We start from the raw sequence: 17797 nt of genomic DNA on the forward strand, positions 1-17797 counted from the left end.
TGCGATGATATCCTAAGTCTCGTGGGCTCGGTGTTGTGTATAAGAGACAGGTTGGGGTGGGGGTCTCTCTACACGGTAGACTCCCGACGTGGAGAGACCCCCACCCGCCGCGCGCTGATGCGCGCCATAGCCGAAGCTCCGCTTCGGCGTCTCCTAAGAACGGCCGCCCAAGGCGGCCTGCGCTCCCCCGCAAGCGGGAGAGGCAAGGGAGTCAGCCGATGACGCCGCACATCCTTACCCGTTCGCTCGACCGCGCGGCGACCGCGTTCGTCCTGATCGTCGCCGCGATCGGCGTGCTGATCCCGTTGTCGAACTTGCTGCTGCCGCAGGGCTCGATGTTCCAGGTGCCGACTTATCTGGTCGCGCTGTGGGGCAAATATGTCTGTTACGCCATCCTCGCGCTCTCGATCGATCTGATCTGGGGCTATTGCGGCATCCTCTCGCTCGGCCACGGCGCGTTTTTCGCGCTCGGCGGCTACGCGATGGGGATGTACCTGATGCGCCAGATCGGCAGCCGCGGCGTCTACGGCAACCCGATCCTGCCCGACTTCATGGTGTTCCTGAACTGGAGCAAGCTGCCCTGGTACTGGTACGGCTTCGACAAGTTCTGGTTCGCCGCGCTGATGGTGCTGCTGGTGCCGGGTCTGCTCGCCTTCTGCTTCGGCTGGCTCGCCTTCCGCTCGCGCGTCACCGGCGTGTATCTCTCGATCATCACGCAGGCGATGACCTACGCGCTGCTGCTGGCGTTCTTCCGCAACGATTTCGGCTTCGGCGGCAACAACGGGCTGACCGACTTCAAGGACATCATCGGCTTCAACGTGCAGGCCGAAGGCACCCGCGCCGCGCTGTTCCTGCTGAGCTGCCTTGCGCTGATCATCGCTTTCCTGATCTGCCGCGCGATCGTGACCTCGAAGCTCGGCAAGGTCCTGATCGCGGTGCGTGACGCCGAAAGCCGGACCCGCTTCCTTGGCTATCGTGTCGAATCCTACAAGCTGTTCGTGTTCACGCTGTCGGCGTGCATGGCCGGCGTCGCCGGCGCGCTGTACGTGCCGCAGGTCGGCATCATCAATCCCAGCGAGTTCGCGCCCGCCAACTCGATCGAGGCGGTGATCTGGGTCGCGGTCGGCGGCCGCGGCACGCTGATCGGCGCGGCGCTCGGCGCCGTCGTCGTCAACTATGCCAAGACGTTCTTCACCTCGGGGCCGCTCGCACCGTACTGGCTGTTCATGCTGGGCGCGCTGTTCATCCTGGTCACGCTGCTCTTGCCCAAGGGCATCGTCGGTACCTTCAACGCCTGGTGGGAGCCGCTGAAAGCGCGGCGCAACTCACCCGACGCCGAGAGTGCCGCGCGCGAAGACGGCATCGGCGCACCGAACCCGGCGGAGTAGGCAGATGAACGTCATGGATACCCGCGCCACTTCGGCCATGCTCTACCTCGACGGCGTGCACGTCTCGTTCGACGGTTTCCACGCCATCAACAATCTGTCGCTGGCGCTCGAGCCCGGCGAGATGCGCGCCATCATCGGCCCGAACGGCGCCGGCAAGACCACGATGATGGATATCATCACCGGCAAGACCAAGCCGGACGAGGGCACGGTGCTGTTCGACGGTACCGTCGACCTGACCCGGCTCGACGAGACCCGGATCGCCGAGCTCGGCATCGGCCGCAAATTCCAGAAGCCGACGGTGTTCGAGAGCCAGACCGTGCAGGACAATCTCCTGCTCGCGCTCAATGTCGATCATTCCGTGCGCGGCACGCTGTTCTGGCGCGGCAGCAAGGCCGAGTCCGAGCGCATCGACAAGGTGCTCGAGACCATCCGCTTGACCGATGCGCGCAACCGCCTCGCCGGCAGCCTGTCGCACGGCCAGAAGCAGTGGCTCGAGATCGGCATGTTGCTGGCGCAGGACCCGAAGGTGCTGCTGGTCGACGAGCCGGTCGCCGGGATGACCGATGTCGAGACCCATCTGACCGCGGAGCTCCTGAAGGAGATCAACAGGAACCACACCATCATGGTGGTCGAGCACGACATGACCTTCGTGCGCGAGCTCGGCGTCAAGGTGACCTGCCTGCATGAGGGCTCGGTGCTCGCCGAAGGTTCGATCGACCAGGTGTCATCGAACGAGCGGGTGGTCGAAGTGTATCTGGGGCGCTAGCGCGATGCTGAAGATCGACAACATCAATCTCTACTACGGTGCGGCGCAGGCCTTGCGCGGCGTGTCGCTGACCGCCGAGCCGGGCAAGGTCACCTGCGTGCTCGGCCGCAACGGCGTCGGCAAGACCTCGCTGCTGCGCGCCATGGTCGGCCAGTATCCGATTGCGTCCGGCGCGATCAATTTCGACGGCAAGGACATCACCGCGCTCAAGCCCTATGAGCGGGCGCGTCGCGGCATCGGCTTCGTGCCGCAGGGCCGCGAGATATTTCCGCTGCTGACGGTGGAGGAAAACCTCAAGACCGGCTTCGGTCCGCTGAAGCGCGAAGACCGCAACATTCCCGACGACGTGTTCTCGCTGTTTCCGGTGCTGGAGACCATGCTGGGCCGCCGCGGCGGCGACCTTTCCGGCGGCCAGCAGCAGCAGCTCGCGATCGGCCGCGCGCTCGTGATGCGGCCAAAGCTCCTGCTGCTCGACGAGCCGACCGAGGGCATTCAACCCTCGATCATCAAGGATATCGGCCGCGCCATCTCCTATCTGCGCAACCTCGGCAACATCGCGATCGTGCTGGTCGAACAATATCTCGACTTTGCCTGCGAACTCGGCGACAGTTTTGCCGTGATGGACCGGGGTGCGGTGAAATATGCCTGCGACCGCGCAAGCCTCGATCCCGCCGAGATCAGCCGCCAGATGGCGCTGTGAACAGGATGTGACGCCGCCTGTCGTGGCGCGCGAAGGGAGCGTCGGTGGAATGCGGACCGGGATCGCAGGCGCGGCAGCGGCGACGTTTGCGGCAAACCGCGCCCAGGGTGCGGTCCGGTTCGGCGTGCATCTAAAAGACGGCGCCACCCGCCGCGGCGACCTGCATGAGTCCGGCTCGCTGCGCGTCCGCTTCCCATCGCCGGAGGACGACGGTCTCTCGGCCATGTTCGTCAACACCGCCGGCGGCATTGCCGGCGGGGATCGCTTCGAGATCGCGATCGCGGCCGGCGAGGGCGCGCGTTTGACGCTGACCACGGCGGCGGCTGAGAAAGTCTACCGTGCACCGGCAGCGGCGGCACGGCTCGACATCGCGCTGACCGTTGCCGCAGGCGCGCATCTCGCCTGGCTGCCGCAGGAAACCATCCTGTTCGACCGTGCCCGCATTCACCGCGGCTTCGACATCGACCTTGCCGAGGGTGCCTCGCTCCTGCTCTGCGAGATCGTGGTGTTCGGCCGCGCCGCGATGGGCGAGACCATGCGCCACGGCGAATTTGTCGATCGCTGGCGGATGCGGCGTGGCGGGAGGCTGGTGTTTGCCGAGACCGTCAGGCTCGACGGCGAGATTGGCGAGAAGCTAGCAAGGCCGGCGATTGCCAATGGCGGCTGCGCGATCGGTACGGCGCTGATCGTGCCGGGCGACGAGGCCTTGGTCGAGCGCATCCGCGAGGCGTCGGAAAGCTTTGGCGGCGAGGTCGGCATCTCCGCCTGGAATGGCTTTGCAATGGCCCGCTTCTGTGCCCAAGATGCGGCCCGGCTGCGCGCCGACATGATCACGGTGCTTGGCCGCGCCTCCACTGTCCCGCTGCCGCGGCTGTGGCTCAACTAATCCTTTCAAGAACGATCAGAGTGCTCGCATGAATTTGTCTCCCCGCGAAAAGGACAAGCTCCTGGTATCGATGGCGGCCATGGTGGCGCGGCGTCGGCTCGAGCGCGGCGTCAAGCTGAACCATCCCGAAGCCGTCGCGTTGATCACCGACTTCATCGTCGAGGGCGCGCGTGATGGCCGCACCGTCGCCGATCTGATGCAGGCCGGCGCCCAGGTCCTGACCCGCGCGCAGGTGATGCATGGCATCCCCGAGATGATCCACGACATTCAGGTGGAAGCGACATTTCCCGACGGGACAAAACTCGTCACCGTGCACGAGCCGATCCGATAGGAGCGCGACATGATCCCCGGCGAACTCTTCATCAAGGACGGCGAGATCGAACTCAATGCCGGCCGCAAGACCGTGACGCTCTCGGTCGCCAACACCGGCGACCGTCCGATCCAGGTCGGCTCGCACTACCATTTCTTCGAGACCAATCCGGCGCTGAAATTCGACCGCAAGAAGGCCCGCGGCATGCGCCTCGACATCGCCGCCGGCACCGCCGTCCGCTTCGAACCCGGCCAGACCCGCGACGTCCAGCTCGTGGCACTCGCCGGCAAGCGCGTGATCTACGGCTTCCGCGCCGAGGTGAAGGGCAAGTTGTAGCGCCATGCTTCCCGCGCTCCGCCTCGTCTCCGAAGCCGCCGAGCTTGCTGCGCGGCGCCACAACGGCATGGCGCGCAAGGGGCGAGGCAGCGAGCCTTACATCAATCATCTCGCCGAGGTCGCGAACCTGCTCGCGCAGGTGACCGATGGCGCCGATGCCGAGCTGGTGGCGGCAGGCTGGCTTCACGACACTATCGAGGACACCGAGACCACGCCCGAGGAGCTCGCGCAAAAGTTCAGCGCGCGCGTTGCCTCGCTGGTGGCCGAATGCACCGACGACATGAGCCTGCCAAAGGCTGCCCGCCGGCAAAAGCAGATCGAGGATGCTCCGCACAAATCTCCTGGTGCAAAGCTGATCAAGGCCGCCGACAAGATCAGCAATATCGGCGCGCGGATCGTGCCGCATCCAAGCAAGGACGAGCGCGACGATCTCGCCGACTATGCGGCCTGGGCCGACAAGGTCGTTGCCGGTTGCCGGGGCATCAATCCGCGGCTCGACCGCATTTTCGACGACACGATTGCGCGCGCCAAGGCCGCGCTGGCTGAAACTGGGGGCTGATATGTCCGTGAAGATCAAGCGTTCCGTCTATGCCGACATGTTCGGCCCGACCACCGGCGACAAGGTGCGGCTCGCCGACACCGACCTGATCATCGAGGTCGAGAAGGATCTCACCACCTATGGCGAGGAGGTGAAGTTCGGTGGCGGCAAGGTGATCCGCGACGGCATGGGGCAGTCGCAGGTGACCAACGCGCAGGGCGCGGCGGATACCGTGATCACCAACGCGCTGATCGTCGATCACTGGGGCATCGTGAAGGCCGACGTCGCGATCAAGGAGGGCATGATCGCGGCGATCGGCAAGGCCGGCAATCCCGACATCCAGCCCAACGTGACCATCATCGTCGGCCCCGGCACCGACGTGATCGCGGGCGAGGGCAAGATCCTCACCGCCGGCGGTTTCGACAGCCACATCCATTTCATCTGCCCGCAGCAGATCGAGCACGCACTGATGAGTGGCGTCACCTCGATGTTAGGGGGCGGCACCGGCCCCTCGCACGGCACCTTCGCCACCACCTGCACGCCCGGCCCGTGGCACATGGGGCGGATGATCCAGTCGTTCGACGCCTTCCCGGTCAATCTCGGCATCTCCGGCAAGGGCAATGCCTCGCGTCCGGGAGCGCTGGTCGAGATGATCAAGGCCGGTGCCTGCGCGCTGAAGCTGCACGAGGATTGGGGCACCACGCCGTCCGCGATCGACACCTGCCTCTCGGTGGCCGACGATTACGACGTCCAGGTGATGCTGCACTCGGACACGCTCAACGAATCCGGCTTCGTCGAGGATACGATCAAGGCTTTCAAGGGCCGCACCATCCATGCCTTCCACACCGAGGGTGCCGGCGGCGGCCACGCGCCCGACATCATCAAGGTCGCCGGCCTCAAGAACGTGCTGCCGTCCTCGACCAATCCGACAAGGCCGTTCACGCGCAACACCATCGACGAGCATCTCGACATGCTGATGGTGTGCCATCACCTCGATCCGTCGATCGCCGAGGACCTCGCCTTCGCCGAAAGCCGAATCCGCAAGGAGACCATCGCCGCCGAGGACATCCTGCACGATCTCGGCGCGCTCTCGATGATCTCGTCGGACTCGCAGGCGATGGGGCGGCTCGGGGAAGTCATCATCCGTACCTGGCAGACCGCCGACAAGATGAAGAAACAGCGCGGCACGCTGCCGCAGGACAAGGGCAACGACAACGACAATTTCCGCGTCAAGCGTTACATCGCCAAATACACCATCAACCCCGCGATCGCGCACGGCGTGTCGAAGCTGATTGGCTCGGTCGAGAAAGGCAAGCTCGCCGACCTCGTGCTGTGGTCGCCGGCGTTCTTCGGCGTCAAGCCGGACTGCATCATCAAGGGCGGCTCGATCGTGGCGGCGCCGATGGGCGATCCCAACGCCTCGATCCCGACGCCGCAGCCGGTGCATTACCAGCCGATGTTCGCCGCCTTCGGCAAGTCGCTCACCGCGTCCTCGGTGGTGTTCACCTCGAAGGCCGCGGCGAGCGGCGGTCTCGCCCGCAAGCTCGGCACGGCCAAGAAGCTCTATGCGGTGCAGAACACCCGCGGCAAGATCTCCAAGAAGAGCATGATCCACAACGACGCGACGCCCGAGATCGAGGTCGATCCCGAGACCTATGAGGTACGCGCAGACGGCGAGCTGCTGACCTGCGCGCCGGCCGACGTGCTGCCCATGGCACAGCGCTATTTTATGTTCTAAAACCCATCCCGGTATCTCACCTAGAAAAGAAAACCGGGAGGAATTTCCGTGATTTACGTCGTTGCCACGCTGACCATCAAGCCCGAGACCCGCGCCGAATTCATCGCCGCGGCGACGGCCTGCATCAAGGAAACCCGCAAGGAGCCCGGCAACATCGCCTACGATCTGCATGAGAGCGTGACCGACCACAGCAAGATGGTGTTCGTCGAGCAGTGGGAGAACGCGGAGGCGCTGGTGCCGCATCGCACCGCCGAGCACATGAAGACGTTCGGCCGGGTCGCGGTGAAATGCATGGCCGCGCCGCCGAAGATCGAGGTGATCACGCCCGAGAAGGTCGACGTCCGCTAAAATAAGAAGAAAGGGAGCAACAGCATGATCTATGTCATCGCCACCACGCCCATGAAGCCGGAGAACAAGGACGACTTCATCAAGGGGCACAAGGCCTGCACGGTCGAGACCCGCAAGGAGAAGGGCTGCATCTCCTATGACGGCAATGTCAGCGTCAACGATCCCAACCTCTATGTGGTGGTCGAGCGCTGGGAGAGCCGCGAGGATCTCAACGGCCATGCCAGGGCGCCGCACATGAAGGTATGGCGCGAATATTCCGCTAACATGAAGACCGGGCCGACGGTGATCGAGATCATCAGCGACGCCAAGGTCGAGAAGCTCTGAGGCATCGATGATCCGCGCCACCAAAGTCCTGGGACAGCATCGCTGGAAGGAAGCGGCAGCCGACACCGTCGTGCTCGATTTCGACGACCGGCACCGGCGGCGGATGGTGATGTCAGGGACGCGCGGGCTCGAATTCCTGCTTGATCTCGAAAACGCCGTCGCGCTGCGCGGCGGCGATGCCCTGGTGCTGGAGGACGGCCGCCTCGTCGAGGTGGTCGCAGCTCCCGAGCCGCTCGCGGAAATCCGCGGCAGCGATCCGCATCATCTGATCCGGGTCGCCTGGCATCTCGGCAACCGTCATCTGCCGACCCAGATCATGCCGAAGGGCCTGCGCATCCGCAGGGATCACGTGATCGAGGCGATGGTGAAGGGGTTAGGGGCCCGTGTCATCGAGATCGAGGCGCCGTTCGATCCCGAGGGCGGCGCCTATGCCGAGCATGCGCATGCCGACGAGCACGCGCATGGTCACACCGGGCACGATCATGCCCACAGCCATGCGCATGATCACGGTCACCACCATGGCCATGATCATGGGCCTGACCACGACCACCACCACCATCATCATGATGAGCATTGCGAGCATGCCCATCATCACCACGACCACTCCCATGCTCATGACCACAAATGAGCCTGATCCCGCCGTGCTGCGCGGCGGGATGGCGGAGGACGAGGTGGCCGCGCTGTACCGGCTGATGACATGGCTGTCGCCGTCCTTTCCGGTCGGAGCATTCGCCTATTCTAGCGGCATCGAATGGGTGGTCGAGGCCGGCGACATCACGGACGCCGCGTCGCTGCGCGATTGGCTCGCGGCGATGCTCGCCGGTGGCAGCGGATTTTGCGACGCCGTGTTTCTCGCGCAGAGTTTTCGCGCGGCGTCTGAGCATGATCCCGCCGGGCTGAAGGAGATTGCCGTACTCGCGGCCGCCTTCGTGCCGTCGCGCGAGCGGCAGCTTGAAACCACGACGCAGGGGCGCGCCTTCATCGAGATTGCCCGTGCCGCCTGGAATTCGCCCGGCCTCGACGCCATGATCGCGGCTTGCGACGGACCGATCGTCTACCCGGTCGCAGTCGGCCTCGTCAGCGCCGCGCACGGCATTCGGCTTCCGCCTGTGCTGCACGCCTTCCTGCATGCCGTGACCTCGAACTGGATTTCCGCGGGCAGCCGGCTGATCCCGCTCGGGCAGACCGACAGCCAGCGCGTGCTGGCCGATCTCGAGCCGGTCGTGGCCGCGACCGCGGCGCGGGCCGACGCGGCCTCGCTCGACGATCTCGGCAGCGCGACCTTTCGCGCCGATCTCGCGAGCCTGCGTCACGAGACGCAATACACGAGGCTGTTCCGGTCATGAGGCGCAATGAAGCGACGATGCTGGTTCCGCGTTCGCGTCCTCAGCCGTCGTCCCGGCGAAGGCCGGGACCCATAACCACAGGCTTCTGTGGTTGTGCAGGGCTGTGGCCCCAGCGCGTCGCACCAATTCAGTTCGGTGGTAATGGGTCCCGGCCTTCGCCGGGACGACGATGGATGGATTGATATGCCCACTTCCCACGGCCCACTTCGCGTCGGCGTCGGCGGTCCGGTCGGCTCCGGCAAGACCGCGCTGATGGACCTGCTCTGCAAATCGATGCGCGAGCGCTACGACATCGCCGCGATCACCAACGACATCTACACCAAATGGGATGCCGAGTTTCTGGTGCGCTCCGGCTCGCTGACGCCGGACCGCATCGCTGGTGTCGAGACCGGCGGCTGTCCGCACACTGCGATCCGCGAGGACGCTTCGATGAATCTCGCCGCGGTCGCCGACATGCGGGCGAAATTCCCCAACCTCGATCTGGTGCTGATCGAATCCGGCGGCGACAATCTGGCGGCGACCTTCTCGCCGGAATTGGCTGATCTGACGATCTACGTCATCGACGTTGCCGCCGGCGACAAGATCCCCTCCAAGGGCGGCCCCGGCATCACGCGATCCGACCTCCTGGTGATCAACAAGATCGATCTCGCACCCCATGTCGGTGCGTCGCTCGAGAAGATGGACACCGACGCCAGGCGGATGCGCGGCGAGCGGCCCTTCGTCATGACCAACCTGAAGAAGAGCGACGGCCTCGATCGCATCATCAGCTTCATCGAGACCAAGGGCGGCCTTCGGTCGCAGGGCAAGGCGGGCAGGGCGAGGTAGCGCGTTAATCATTGTGGCAGCCGCTTGCGTCAGCAGCCTGCCCGTCATCCTGAGGAGCGCGTAGCGCGTCTCGAAGGATCGACGGCCACCAGCGGGGCCGTGCATCCTTCGAGGCTCGCTCCGCTCGCACCTCAGGATGACGGGGTGATTCATTGGCCGATCACGCCCGCCGCAAAAAAGCTGCGCAATAGCCGGAACAATTTCCAACTTTGACGATTAGCAACCGTTGGCGCCGCCAAAGACCGCCGGGTGGCGTCGTCGTTAATGTTGCCGACCGGCTCCTGTTGCGGACCGATGATCGCTATTCCATATTACTTTGCGGCGGGCTTTCATCGCATCCTGATTTGTCGCCGCCCTCGCAGAAGCCAGATGCCTTCCGTCCCCTTTCGCCACCCCCTGATTGCCGAGTAAGCGTGTGGTTCGACTGGGCTTCATCGTTGCCTTGATTGCGCTGATCGGAGTTCTGCTCTCCGGTCTTGCCGCCTATCGGGTGCACGATCAGGAGCTCGCGATCGACGGCATCGCGCTGGCGCGGGCGATCGACGTCCATGCCAGCCTGGTGCAGGACCGCCTGACCGAGCGCGAGCTGCTGGCGCGGGTCGCCTCGGGGCTGTTCCGGGCGCCGTCGATGGTGAAGGCCAACATGCTGCAGCCGCTGCGCTCGGCGATCTACGCCTTCAAGACCGATTTCGTCGTCGCCGCCTGGATCGCGCGGCTCAAGCCGGACGAGCTCGCCGCGGCGGAGGCCGAGCTGAAGGCCAACGGCTTCACCAATCCGACCATCCGGGATTTCGACGACCAGGCGCTCGACCTCAGGGCGCTCGACAAGCCGATCAACGTGCTGATGGACGTCGAGCCGCGCAATCCGGAGACATTGAGCATTCCGGGCCGCGCCTTCGACCGCCACTCGGTGGTGGGTCCGATGCTGGCGCGGGCGATGGCCAACGCCAAGCCGGTGGCCTCCGACCCGGTGCCGCTGTTGCGGCAGAACGGCCCGGTCGGGGTCGTGCTCGCCGCGCCGGTGTTCCAGGAGGGCGCATCCGAGCCGGCCGGCTTCATCACCTTCTCCTATGAGTTGTCGTCGCTGATGCTGACCAACGACGACAGCTCGCTGTTCGCGGTGGCGCTGAAGGACCCGCGCGATTCGAATGACGAGTTCACCGCCAACGAGCAGGGCATCGTCACCTCGCGCGCGGTACGCCAGGACGGCCCGCTGCCGTCGATGGTGCGCACGGTGACGTTCGGCGGCCGTGACTGGTCGCTCGACTATTACGCCAAGAGCAACGCCACGGTGCGTGCGCAGCAGACCGCGACCATCGTCGCGGCGATCGGCCTCGCGCTGACCGGTATCGTCTGCGGCCTGTTCGGATATGTCGCCTACAACAATTTGCGCCTCAGCCGCGAGATCGAGGTCCGCATCGGCTTCGAGCGCCGGTTGACCGCCGTGATCGACGAGCTCAACCATCGCGTCAAGAACATCCTCGCGGTGATCCAGTCGATCGTGACCCGCACGCTGCGGCACGGCGCCGATATCGACGTCGCGCGCGAGCTCCTGATCGGGCGCATCCATGCGATGTCGAACGTCGTCACGCTGCTCAGCGAGAGCCAGTGGCAGGGCGTCAAGCTGAAGGGCCTGTTCGAATCGCGCTCGATCCCGCATGCCGACCGGATCGCGGTGAACGGTCCCGACATCACCGTCAGCGCCCGCGCCGCGCAATCGCTGTCGCTGCTGTTCTTCGAGCTCGCCTCGCATTCCGACGAAGGGCTGTCGCTGGTCGGCAAGCACCCGCACATCGTCGCCAATTGGGAGGTCGTCGGCGAGGATGCCGACGCGGTCTTCCATTTCCGCTGGGAGGAGTTCAACACCAGCCAGGCGACGCGGCGGGTCGACAGTGACTTCGGCCTGATCCTGCTCGACCGTGTCGCGCCCGAGGCGCTCGGCGGCACCGCGAAGCGCTACTTCACCGACGTCTCCTATGTCTATGAGCTGACCGCGCCGATGGACACCGTCGTCGACATGACCGAGCGCGACCGCACCGAACAGTTCTCCGCGCCGCTGCGCCCGGTGAAGAAGTAGCGGCTGCCTCAGGTTGTGTGACCAGACCACCGCGCGGATTGATCGAAATCAGGCGCGCGCGCAGGCCCCGCGTCATCGTGACCAATGCCCGGTATCCGTAATAGGCCGCAACCGTTTGTTAAAACTTCGTTGAACTTGCTTGGGCATATACCGAGCAGGATACCGTCTGAGGACCCCGATGAGGCTTTGGGTCAGCCTGACCTTGCTCGCGGCAGTTTTGCCGGTAGGGCTGTCGCTTGCCTTGACCCCGGCGACGGCGCCGGGCGACCCTGCGACAATCCGTGCCAGCTATCGGCGGCCGGACGTCGTTCCGTTCCCGAGCAGCAATCCCTATTCGGAGGCGAAATCCACCCTTGGGCAGCTGCTGTTCTTCGATCCGCTGCTGTCGAGGTCAAAGACGCACTCCTGCGCGAGCTGCCACAGGCCATCCCTTTCATGGGCCGACGGCCTTCCACGCGCCATCGGTGAGGATCCCAAGGGCCTGCCGATCCGCTCGCCGACATTGATCGATGTGGCCTTCTTCGAGCCGCTGGGATGGGACGGCAAGTTCAAGGATCTGGAATCCGTCGCGTTCGGGCCGATCCTCAGTCCGGCGAACCTGAACATGACCGAGCCGGAATTGATCGCGCGACTGTCGGCGATCCCCGGCTATGTCGATGCCTTCACCCACGCGTTCGGAGACGGCGCGATCACGCGGCCGAGGATCGAGGCGTCATTAGCGACCTTCGAGCGCTCCATCATCGCAGGCGAGGCTCCGTTCGACCGTTGGATCAAGGGCGACGATACCGCCATCAGCAAGTCGGCCCAGCACGGCTTTGAGCTTTTCAACGGCAAGGCGCGTTGCTCGGCCTGCCACAGCGGCCCGTCGTTTTCCGACGGATCCTTCCAGGATATCGGTACCGCCAAGGGCCATGACATCGGGCGCGGCCGTTTCTTTCCGACCTCGGCGAAGCTGAAATATGCGTTCAAGACGCCGACATTGCGCGACGTCGCGCGCCGCGCGCCCTATATGCACGACGGATCGGTGGCGACGCTGGAAGATGTCATCGAGCTTTACAACAAGGGCGGGATCGATCGGCCGAGCCGATCGCCCGACATCAAGCCGCTGTCCCTGACGGCAGGCGAGAAGAACGACCTCATCGCCTTCCTGCAAACCCTGACCGCAACGGCCCCGCCGGTGGCAGGAGTCCCCAAACTGCCGCGCTGACCTCGGCCCAACGCGGCTCAGAACGAGGTTCGTTCAGGACAGGTGCGGCAGCGCCGCGCCCAGCAGGCCAAGCCCGACGATCACGAATGCGCCCGCGCAGGTCTCGAGTGTCGCTGCGCGCGCAGCGGATGATCTTGTCATGTAGGCGAGGGCCGACCCCACCCCGATACTTACGACGCTCAACGCTCCGAACACTGTACCGGCCTCCCGATCCGATTTTGTCCGGATTTCACTACGACAGTTGAATTGAGCTCCCGTGCCGGAATTAGCTAAAATTTGAGGGAACCGGCTGTAAAGACTGCATTAAGGGACAGGCCGGGGGCTCGCCTGCCATGATTAACCACAATGCAACCACGGGGTGTCCCGGCAGGCGCAAAGCGTAAAATTTGATATAAGTTAAACAAGTCCTTAAGTGTGTGGGCGGTTGGTTCAATGTTTAGTGGATGGGCGCGAGATACCGTCTCGGCGGTGCGCTCCTTTTTCGCCACGTGCCTTGCAGCGGTTTTGTTTTGTGTCGTAGCCGCGCGCAGTGCCGAGGCACATGTCAAATGGTTCTGTGCTTACGATGTCGCCGGTCAACCCCGCGGACTCGAGAATGTTCTTTGCCTGGATTTCGAGCTGCTGCTCGGCGTCGCCATTTTCTGGCTGTTTGCGGGTTGCCTGATCGAGCCCACCTCGCTGGGTGATGCCACGATCCGGGTGATGGACCGCGTCACCGAGGGACTGCGGCTGCGCACCGAATTGATGATGCGCGCCGTATGCGCGTTCTTCTTCATCTCGATCTGGGCCGTGGGCGGCATCCTGCTGACGCCCGAGCTGAAGACGACGTCGCCGTTCGTGGGCGCGCTGCAGCTTGCGATCGCTGCCGGGATGCTGTCACGCCGCACGCTGCCGCTGTCGGCGGCGGGGATGGTGGTCCTGTTCGGGATCGGCGTGCGCGACTACGGTGTCTTTCACCTCGCCGATTACCCGATCTTTCTCGGTGTTGCCGCCTATCTTGCGCTCGTCGGGCTGAACAAGGATCTGTTCGGAATCCGGCCGATCGACGTGATGCGCTACGCCGCCGCGGTGACGTTGATGTGGGCCTCGGTCGAAAAATGGGCCTATCCGGAGTGGAGCTTCCCGCTGCTGATCGAGCATTCCGCGATGACGCTGGGCTTCGACAACGAGTTCTACATGCGCGCTGCCGGCATGGTGGAATTCACGCTCGCCTTTGCCTTGATCTGGACGCCGCTGATCCGGCGCTGCGCCGCCACGGTGCTGACGGGGATGTTCATCAGCGCATGCTTCGAATTCGGCAAGATCGACACGATCGGACACTCGGCGATCATCGCTGTCCTGCTTGCGATTGTCGCCGACAACAAGGTGTTGCCGCGCGACCGCCGTGCGCCGTGGCTTGCCCCGGTCGCGCTCTGCGCCGCGCTGTCGGTGACCTTGTTCGTCTACTATTTCGGCCACGCCGCGATCTTCAAGACGTCGGTCCTGTAGATCGCCGCCGCCTGGCGCGGCTATTTGGCGACGTGGACGGCAAGCTTCATCTTCGGATGAATGCCGCACAGCACGGTGTAGTCGCCGGGCACCGAGAAGGTGACATCGAACTTGCTGCCCGGCTGCTGGTCGCCCGAGTCGAAACTGAATGTATCGGTGCTCAAATAAGCGTGATGCAGCAGTTCACCGTCATCGTTAACGAATCGTAAAATCTCACCCCGCTTGATCGAGATCTGCGCGGGTTTGAATTCACGATCCTTCTGCGAAATGACATAAGGGGCTGCGCCCAAAGCGGCTCCCGCAAGCGCTCCAGTGACGATCGCCGCCGCAAATGGCAGGCGGCCGAACTGGCCCAGGCGCAAAGCGCGCAACAAGCCTGACTGCATGAGACCCCCGCTGAACCTCGAACACCAAATATCGGCTATCCCGGGCTGCAAGTGTGGCTCCCGGATTACCTGCAAGGGTGATTATCGCCAGCTGATCTTAACGATTTCAGCATGAGTTCCAGTCACTACTAAGGCAATTTTGAGCAGACAGTTATTTTCCGCAGTGCTGCGCGTTTCTGCGTAGCTGAGTATCGAGCACTACGGCGAAACGCGGGCATGGACAGCCTATTTGGCAACCTCAAAGTAAAGAGCGGTGCGGCCTTCCGGTTCGCAACCGGCCGCCTTTCGCGTCTTGCCCTGACCAAGGGTTCGATCCGCAGCCAGATCCTGATTTTTTGCCTTGCGATGAGCGCCGTTGCGGTCGCCCTCGGCGGGTACTCCATCCTCGGCATCCGCCATGCCGGCGATCTGGTGGCCAAGACGTTCGACGAATCCCTGATGTCGATCAACTATGCACGCGCGGCCGGTGCGGATTTCGCCACGATGCGGGTCGCCTCGTCGCAGCGCCTGCTGACCACGGATCCGGAGATCCGCGCCAATCTCGATGGCCAGATTGAAAAGCTCGCGAAGACGCTCTCGGAAGATTTGGCGATTGCTGCCGATCGGTCGCAATCCTCGCGCGCCGCGCAAGCCGCCGCAAAGGTTCAGGAAGCCGCCGACGCCTGGATGGCGCTGCACCGACGCGCGATCGGATCGTCCACAGAGGGAAGCGCGGTGGCTGATCTGCGCGCACCAGGTGCGACGGTCGGCGATGTCGATCGCTACTCCAAGATCGTCAGCCAGCAGGTCGAGCTGCTGGTCAACTATACGGCCGGCGATGGCTTTCTGTTCCGGCAGAAGGCGCTCTCGACGATCAAGCGGGACTTGCAGCTCAACGTCGCCGGGCTGACCGTCGCGCTGTTTCTGTCGGCCCTGTTTTCGTGGCTGCTGGCGCGGCGCATTATCGGACCGGTCGCGATCGCGTCGCGGGCCGCGCGAAGCATTGCCGGCGGCGACCTCGACGCGACCATCCCCAAGGGCGGTACCGACGAGCTTGGCACCCTTCTGACCGCCATGGAAACGATGCGTGACAACATCCGGCGGATGGTCAATCAAGAGGTATCGCAACGCCGCTCGGCGCAGGCACGGCTTTCCGATGCGCTTGAAACGTCGCGTGAGGGCGTCGTGCTGCTCGACGCTGACGGCCAGGTCGCGCTGGCCAACTCGCGCGCGAGTGAATTCATCCGTCTCTCGCCGCAGCTTCTGCAGTCGCATCCGCTCGATGCCGCCAGGCTGGCGCCCGCCGATGGTGACATCGACGGCTTTGCGAGCGAGGCGCAGCTTGCGGATGGACGCTGGCTGCGCGTCAGCCGCAGCGAGACGCAGGAGGGCGGCGTCGTTCTCGTCTACAGCGACATCTCCGCGCTGAAGCAGCAGAAGGCGGAGCTGCATGAAACCAATCTGCGGCTCGACGCGGCGCTCACGCACATGTCGCAAGGCTTGTGCCTCTACAACAGCGAGGCGCGGCTGCAGGTCGCCAACCGCCGGTTCTGTGAGATCTTCGATATATCGCCGGAGCTTGTCGTTCCCGGAATGACCATGGAGGAGGTGCTCGACCTGAGCATCGCCGCGGGCAATCACGGGGAGCGGACCGTCACCGACCTGCTGGCGGAGCGCGAGCGGTCGATGGCCCAGCACGACGGCAACTATCTGCAGCATCTCAGCGATGGACGGATCATTGCGATCGCGCAACGGCCGACATCCGATGGCGGCTGGCTCGTCACCTGCGAGGACGTCACCGAACAGCAACGGGCGGAATCGCAGATCGCGTTCATGGCCCGGCACGATGCGCTGACCAAGCTGCCGAACCGGACGTTGCTGGCCGAACGGATCGAGCTGGCGGTTGCGCAGGTCGGCCGCGGACTCGGCTTCGCGGTGTTCTGCCTCGATCTCGATAATTTCAAGCAGGTCAACGACACGCTCGGGCATCCGGTCGGCGACGAATTGCTGTGTGCGGTCGCGGACCGGCTCAACGCCTGCGTCCGTGAGGTCGACACCGTCGCACGTTTGGGCGGCGACGAGTTCGCGGTCATCCAGTGTGGCGTCCAGGGCGGAGACGAGGCCGAGCGCCTCGCGCGCCGCATCGTGGAATGCGTGGGTGCGCCCTACGAGCTGAACGGGCATCGCGTCGTCGTCGGATGCAGCGTCGGCATCTCGATGTCGCCGGGCGACGGCACCACCGGCGAGAAGCTGCTGAAGAACGCCGACGTCGCCTTGTACCGCGCCAAGATGGAAGGCCGCGGCACCTGGCGCTTCTTCGAGCCTGCGATGGACGCCAGCCTGCAGCGGCGACGGGCGATCGAGCTCGACCTTCGCGAGGCGATGGCCAAGGACGAGTTCTCGTTGTTCTACCAGCCGCTCTACGATCTCCATCTCGACCGCATCTGCGGCTTCGAGGCGCTGCTGCGCTGGCATCACCCCAAGCGCGGGCTGGTGTCGCCGGACCAGTTCATCCCGATCGCGGAAGAGATCGGCCTGATCGGCCCGCTGGGAGAATGGGTGCTCAATCGCGCCTGCGAACAGGCGACGACCTGGCCCGGCGAGATGAAGCTCGCGGTCAACGTTTCCGCGGTCCAGTTTCGTGATGCCGACTTCATCGACGTCGTTGTCAACGCGCTCGCGGCGTCAAAATTGTCGCCGCGCCGGCTGGAGCTCGAAATCACCGAGTCCGTGTTCCTCGCGAACAGCAACGAGACGCTTGCAACGCTGCACAAGCTGAAGGCGCAGGGGCTGCGCATCGCGCTCGATGATTTCGGTACCGGCTATTCGTCGCTGAGCTATCTGCGCAGCTTCCCGTTCGACAAGCTCAAGATCGACAAATCCTTCGTGCGCGACGCGACCGCGACGCATGGATCGAAGTCGATCGTCCGCGCCGTCATCAGCCTCGGCAGAAGCCTCGGCATGACCACGATCGCGGAGGGCATCGAGACCGTCGAGCAGCTGGATCATATGCGGGCCGAAGGCTGCAACGAGGCGCAGGGCTTCCTGCTCAGTCATCCGGTCCCGGTGACCGAAATCGCGGCCAAGATCCTCGAATTGAGAAACGGCTTCAAGCCGGCCTCCGTCAAGACGGCGATGGCCAGCTGATGGCGCGC

The 17797-nt window shown here is 64.4% G+C and carries 18 protein-coding genes; 17 read left to right on the forward strand and 1 reads right to left on the reverse strand.

All coding sequences use genetic code 11. The features are described from left to right. Positions 1-218: 218 nt before the first annotated feature. From urtC to PMN64_RS00705, 16 genes are all read left to right on the forward strand, one after another. Positions 219-1388: an urea ABC transporter permease subunit UrtC gene (gene urtC, locus PMN64_RS00630; protein WP_168858008.1), complete on the forward strand. Its 1170-nt coding sequence runs from the start codon at positions 219-221 to the stop codon at positions 1386-1388. 4 nt (positions 1389-1392) lie between these two features. After that, positions 1393-2154 (forward strand): urea ABC transporter ATP-binding protein UrtD, encoded by a 762-nt coding sequence (urtD, locus tag PMN64_RS00635; RefSeq protein ID WP_016842654.1) that lies wholly within the window; start codon positions 1393-1395, stop codon positions 2152-2154. A 4-nt stretch (positions 2155-2158) separates the two neighbouring features. Continuing rightward, the gene (gene urtE / locus PMN64_RS00640; protein WP_024581870.1) at positions 2159-2854 is read left to right on the forward strand and encodes an urea ABC transporter ATP-binding subunit UrtE; all 696 of its coding nucleotides are present in this window, start codon (positions 2159-2161) and stop codon (positions 2852-2854) included. A 49-nt stretch (positions 2855-2903) separates the two neighbouring features. Beyond that, the gene (locus PMN64_RS00645; RefSeq protein WP_411779240.1) at positions 2904-3740 is read left to right on the forward strand and encodes an urease accessory protein UreD; all 837 of its coding nucleotides are present in this window, start codon (positions 2904-2906) and stop codon (positions 3738-3740) included. Positions 3741-3768: 28 nt separating this feature from the next. Continuing rightward, a complete protein-coding gene (locus tag PMN64_RS00650) occupies positions 3769-4071 on the forward strand; it encodes an urease subunit gamma (RefSeq protein WP_304498472.1) in 303 nt (100 codons plus the stop codon). A gap of 9 nt (positions 4072-4080) precedes the next feature. After that, positions 4081-4386 (forward strand): urease subunit beta, encoded by a 306-nt coding sequence (locus PMN64_RS00655; RefSeq protein ID WP_028334688.1) that lies wholly within the window; start codon positions 4081-4083, stop codon positions 4384-4386. A gap of 4 nt (positions 4387-4390) precedes the next feature. After that, a complete protein-coding gene (locus PMN64_RS00660) occupies positions 4391-4945 on the forward strand; it encodes an HD domain-containing protein (protein ID WP_411779241.1) in 555 nt (184 codons plus the stop codon). A 1-nt stretch (position 4946) separates the two neighbouring features. After that, positions 4947-6662 carry an urease subunit alpha gene (gene ureC / locus PMN64_RS00665; RefSeq protein ID WP_411779242.1) on the forward strand — a complete coding sequence of 572 codons (1716 nt, stop codon included), beginning with the start codon at positions 4947-4949 and terminating at the stop codon, positions 6660-6662. 48 nt (positions 6663-6710) lie between these two features. Next, positions 6711-7010: a putative quinol monooxygenase gene (locus PMN64_RS00670; RefSeq protein WP_024581875.1), complete on the forward strand. Its 300-nt coding sequence runs from the start codon at positions 6711-6713 to the stop codon at positions 7008-7010. A 24-nt stretch (positions 7011-7034) separates the two neighbouring features. Then, positions 7035-7334, forward strand: a complete 300-nt coding sequence (locus tag PMN64_RS00675) for a putative quinol monooxygenase (RefSeq protein ID WP_028342270.1) — start codon at positions 7035-7037, stop codon at positions 7332-7334. A 7-nt stretch (positions 7335-7341) separates the two neighbouring features. Further along, complete coding sequence (locus PMN64_RS00680) at positions 7342-7962, forward strand: urease accessory protein UreE (protein WP_411779243.1); 621 nt, start codon at positions 7342-7344, stop codon at positions 7960-7962. Further along, a complete protein-coding gene (locus PMN64_RS00685; protein WP_411779344.1) occupies positions 7943-8680 on the forward strand; it encodes an urease accessory protein UreF in 738 nt (245 codons plus the stop codon). The genes PMN64_RS00680 and PMN64_RS00685 overlap by 20 nt, the downstream gene beginning before the upstream one ends. Before the next feature lie 183 nt (positions 8681-8863). After that, positions 8864-9505 carry an urease accessory protein UreG gene (gene ureG, locus PMN64_RS00690; RefSeq protein ID WP_411779244.1) on the forward strand — a complete coding sequence of 214 codons (642 nt, stop codon included), beginning with the start codon at positions 8864-8866 and terminating at the stop codon, positions 9503-9505. Between the two features lie 415 nt (positions 9506-9920). Then, entirely contained in the window at positions 9921-11582 is a 1662-nt protein-coding gene (locus PMN64_RS00695) for an HWE histidine kinase domain-containing protein (protein WP_411779245.1), read from the forward strand. 178 nt (positions 11583-11760) lie between these two features. After that, positions 11761-12789, forward strand: a complete 1029-nt coding sequence (locus tag PMN64_RS00700; protein WP_051003091.1) for a cytochrome-c peroxidase — start codon at positions 11761-11763, stop codon at positions 12787-12789. A gap of 504 nt (positions 12790-13293) precedes the next feature. Continuing rightward, positions 13294-14277 carry a hypothetical protein gene (locus PMN64_RS00705; RefSeq protein ID WP_411779246.1) on the forward strand — a complete coding sequence of 328 codons (984 nt, stop codon included), beginning with the start codon at positions 13294-13296 and terminating at the stop codon, positions 14275-14277. Positions 14278-14297: 20 nt separating this feature from the next. Here PMN64_RS00705 and PMN64_RS00710 read toward each other — a convergent pair whose 3' ends face one another. Further along, positions 14298-14663 carry a methylamine utilization protein gene (locus PMN64_RS00710; protein ID WP_411779247.1) on the reverse strand — a complete coding sequence of 122 codons (366 nt, stop codon included), beginning with the start codon at positions 14661-14663 and terminating at the stop codon, positions 14298-14300. A 216-nt stretch (positions 14664-14879) separates the two neighbouring features. On the opposite strand from PMN64_RS00710, the gene PMN64_RS00715 reads away from it, so the two are divergent. After that, the gene (locus tag PMN64_RS00715) at positions 14880-17789 is read left to right on the forward strand and encodes an EAL domain-containing protein (protein ID WP_411779248.1); all 2910 of its coding nucleotides are present in this window, start codon (positions 14880-14882) and stop codon (positions 17787-17789) included. The last annotated feature ends 8 nt before the right edge of the window (positions 17790-17797 follow it).

Source organism: Bradyrhizobium sp. UFLA01-814, from assembly GCF_046718885.1.
Lineage (GTDB): Bacteria > Pseudomonadota > Alphaproteobacteria > Rhizobiales > Xanthobacteraceae > Bradyrhizobium > Bradyrhizobium elkanii.

Excerpts from the sequence above, each read along its gene's own strand:
- PMN64_RS00675 (WP_028342270.1), top strand. The coding sequence starts at position 7,035 with ATGATCTATGTCATCGCCACCACGCCCATGAAGCCGGAGAACAAGGAC.
- PMN64_RS00650 (WP_304498472.1), top strand. The coding sequence starts at position 3,769 with ATGAATTTGTCTCCCCGCGAAAAGGACAAGCTCCTGGTATCGATGGCG.
- PMN64_RS00700 (WP_051003091.1), top strand. The coding sequence starts at position 11,761 with ATGAGGCTTTGGGTCAGCCTGACCTTGCTCGCGGCAGTTTTGCCGGTA.
- urtC (WP_168858008.1), top strand. The coding sequence starts at position 219 with ATGACGCCGCACATCCTTACCCGTTCGCTCGACCGCGCGGCGACCGCG.
- PMN64_RS00645 (WP_411779240.1), top strand. The coding sequence starts at position 2,904 with ATGCGGACCGGGATCGCAGGCGCGGCAGCGGCGACGTTTGCGGCAAAC.
- PMN64_RS00655 (WP_028334688.1), top strand. The coding sequence starts at position 4,081 with ATGATCCCCGGCGAACTCTTCATCAAGGACGGCGAGATCGAACTCAAT.
- PMN64_RS00660 (WP_411779241.1), top strand. The coding sequence starts at position 4,391 with ATGCTTCCCGCGCTCCGCCTCGTCTCCGAAGCCGCCGAGCTTGCTGCG.
- urtE (WP_024581870.1), top strand. The coding sequence starts at position 2,159 with ATGCTGAAGATCGACAACATCAATCTCTACTACGGTGCGGCGCAGGCC.
- ureC (WP_411779242.1), top strand. The coding sequence starts at position 4,947 with ATGTCCGTGAAGATCAAGCGTTCCGTCTATGCCGACATGTTCGGCCCG.
- PMN64_RS00710 (WP_411779247.1), bottom strand. The coding sequence starts at position 14,663 with ATGCAGTCAGGCTTGTTGCGCGCTTTGCGCCTGGGCCAGTTCGGCCGC.
- ureG (WP_411779244.1), top strand. The coding sequence starts at position 8,864 with ATGCCCACTTCCCACGGCCCACTTCGCGTCGGCGTCGGCGGTCCGGTC.
- urtD (WP_016842654.1), top strand. The coding sequence starts at position 1,393 with ATGAACGTCATGGATACCCGCGCCACTTCGGCCATGCTCTACCTCGAC.
- PMN64_RS00685 (WP_411779344.1), top strand. The coding sequence starts at position 7,943 with ATGCTCATGACCACAAATGAGCCTGATCCCGCCGTGCTGCGCGGCGGG.
- PMN64_RS00680 (WP_411779243.1), top strand. The coding sequence starts at position 7,342 with ATGATCCGCGCCACCAAAGTCCTGGGACAGCATCGCTGGAAGGAAGCG.
- PMN64_RS00715 (WP_411779248.1), top strand. The coding sequence starts at position 14,880 with ATGGACAGCCTATTTGGCAACCTCAAAGTAAAGAGCGGTGCGGCCTTC.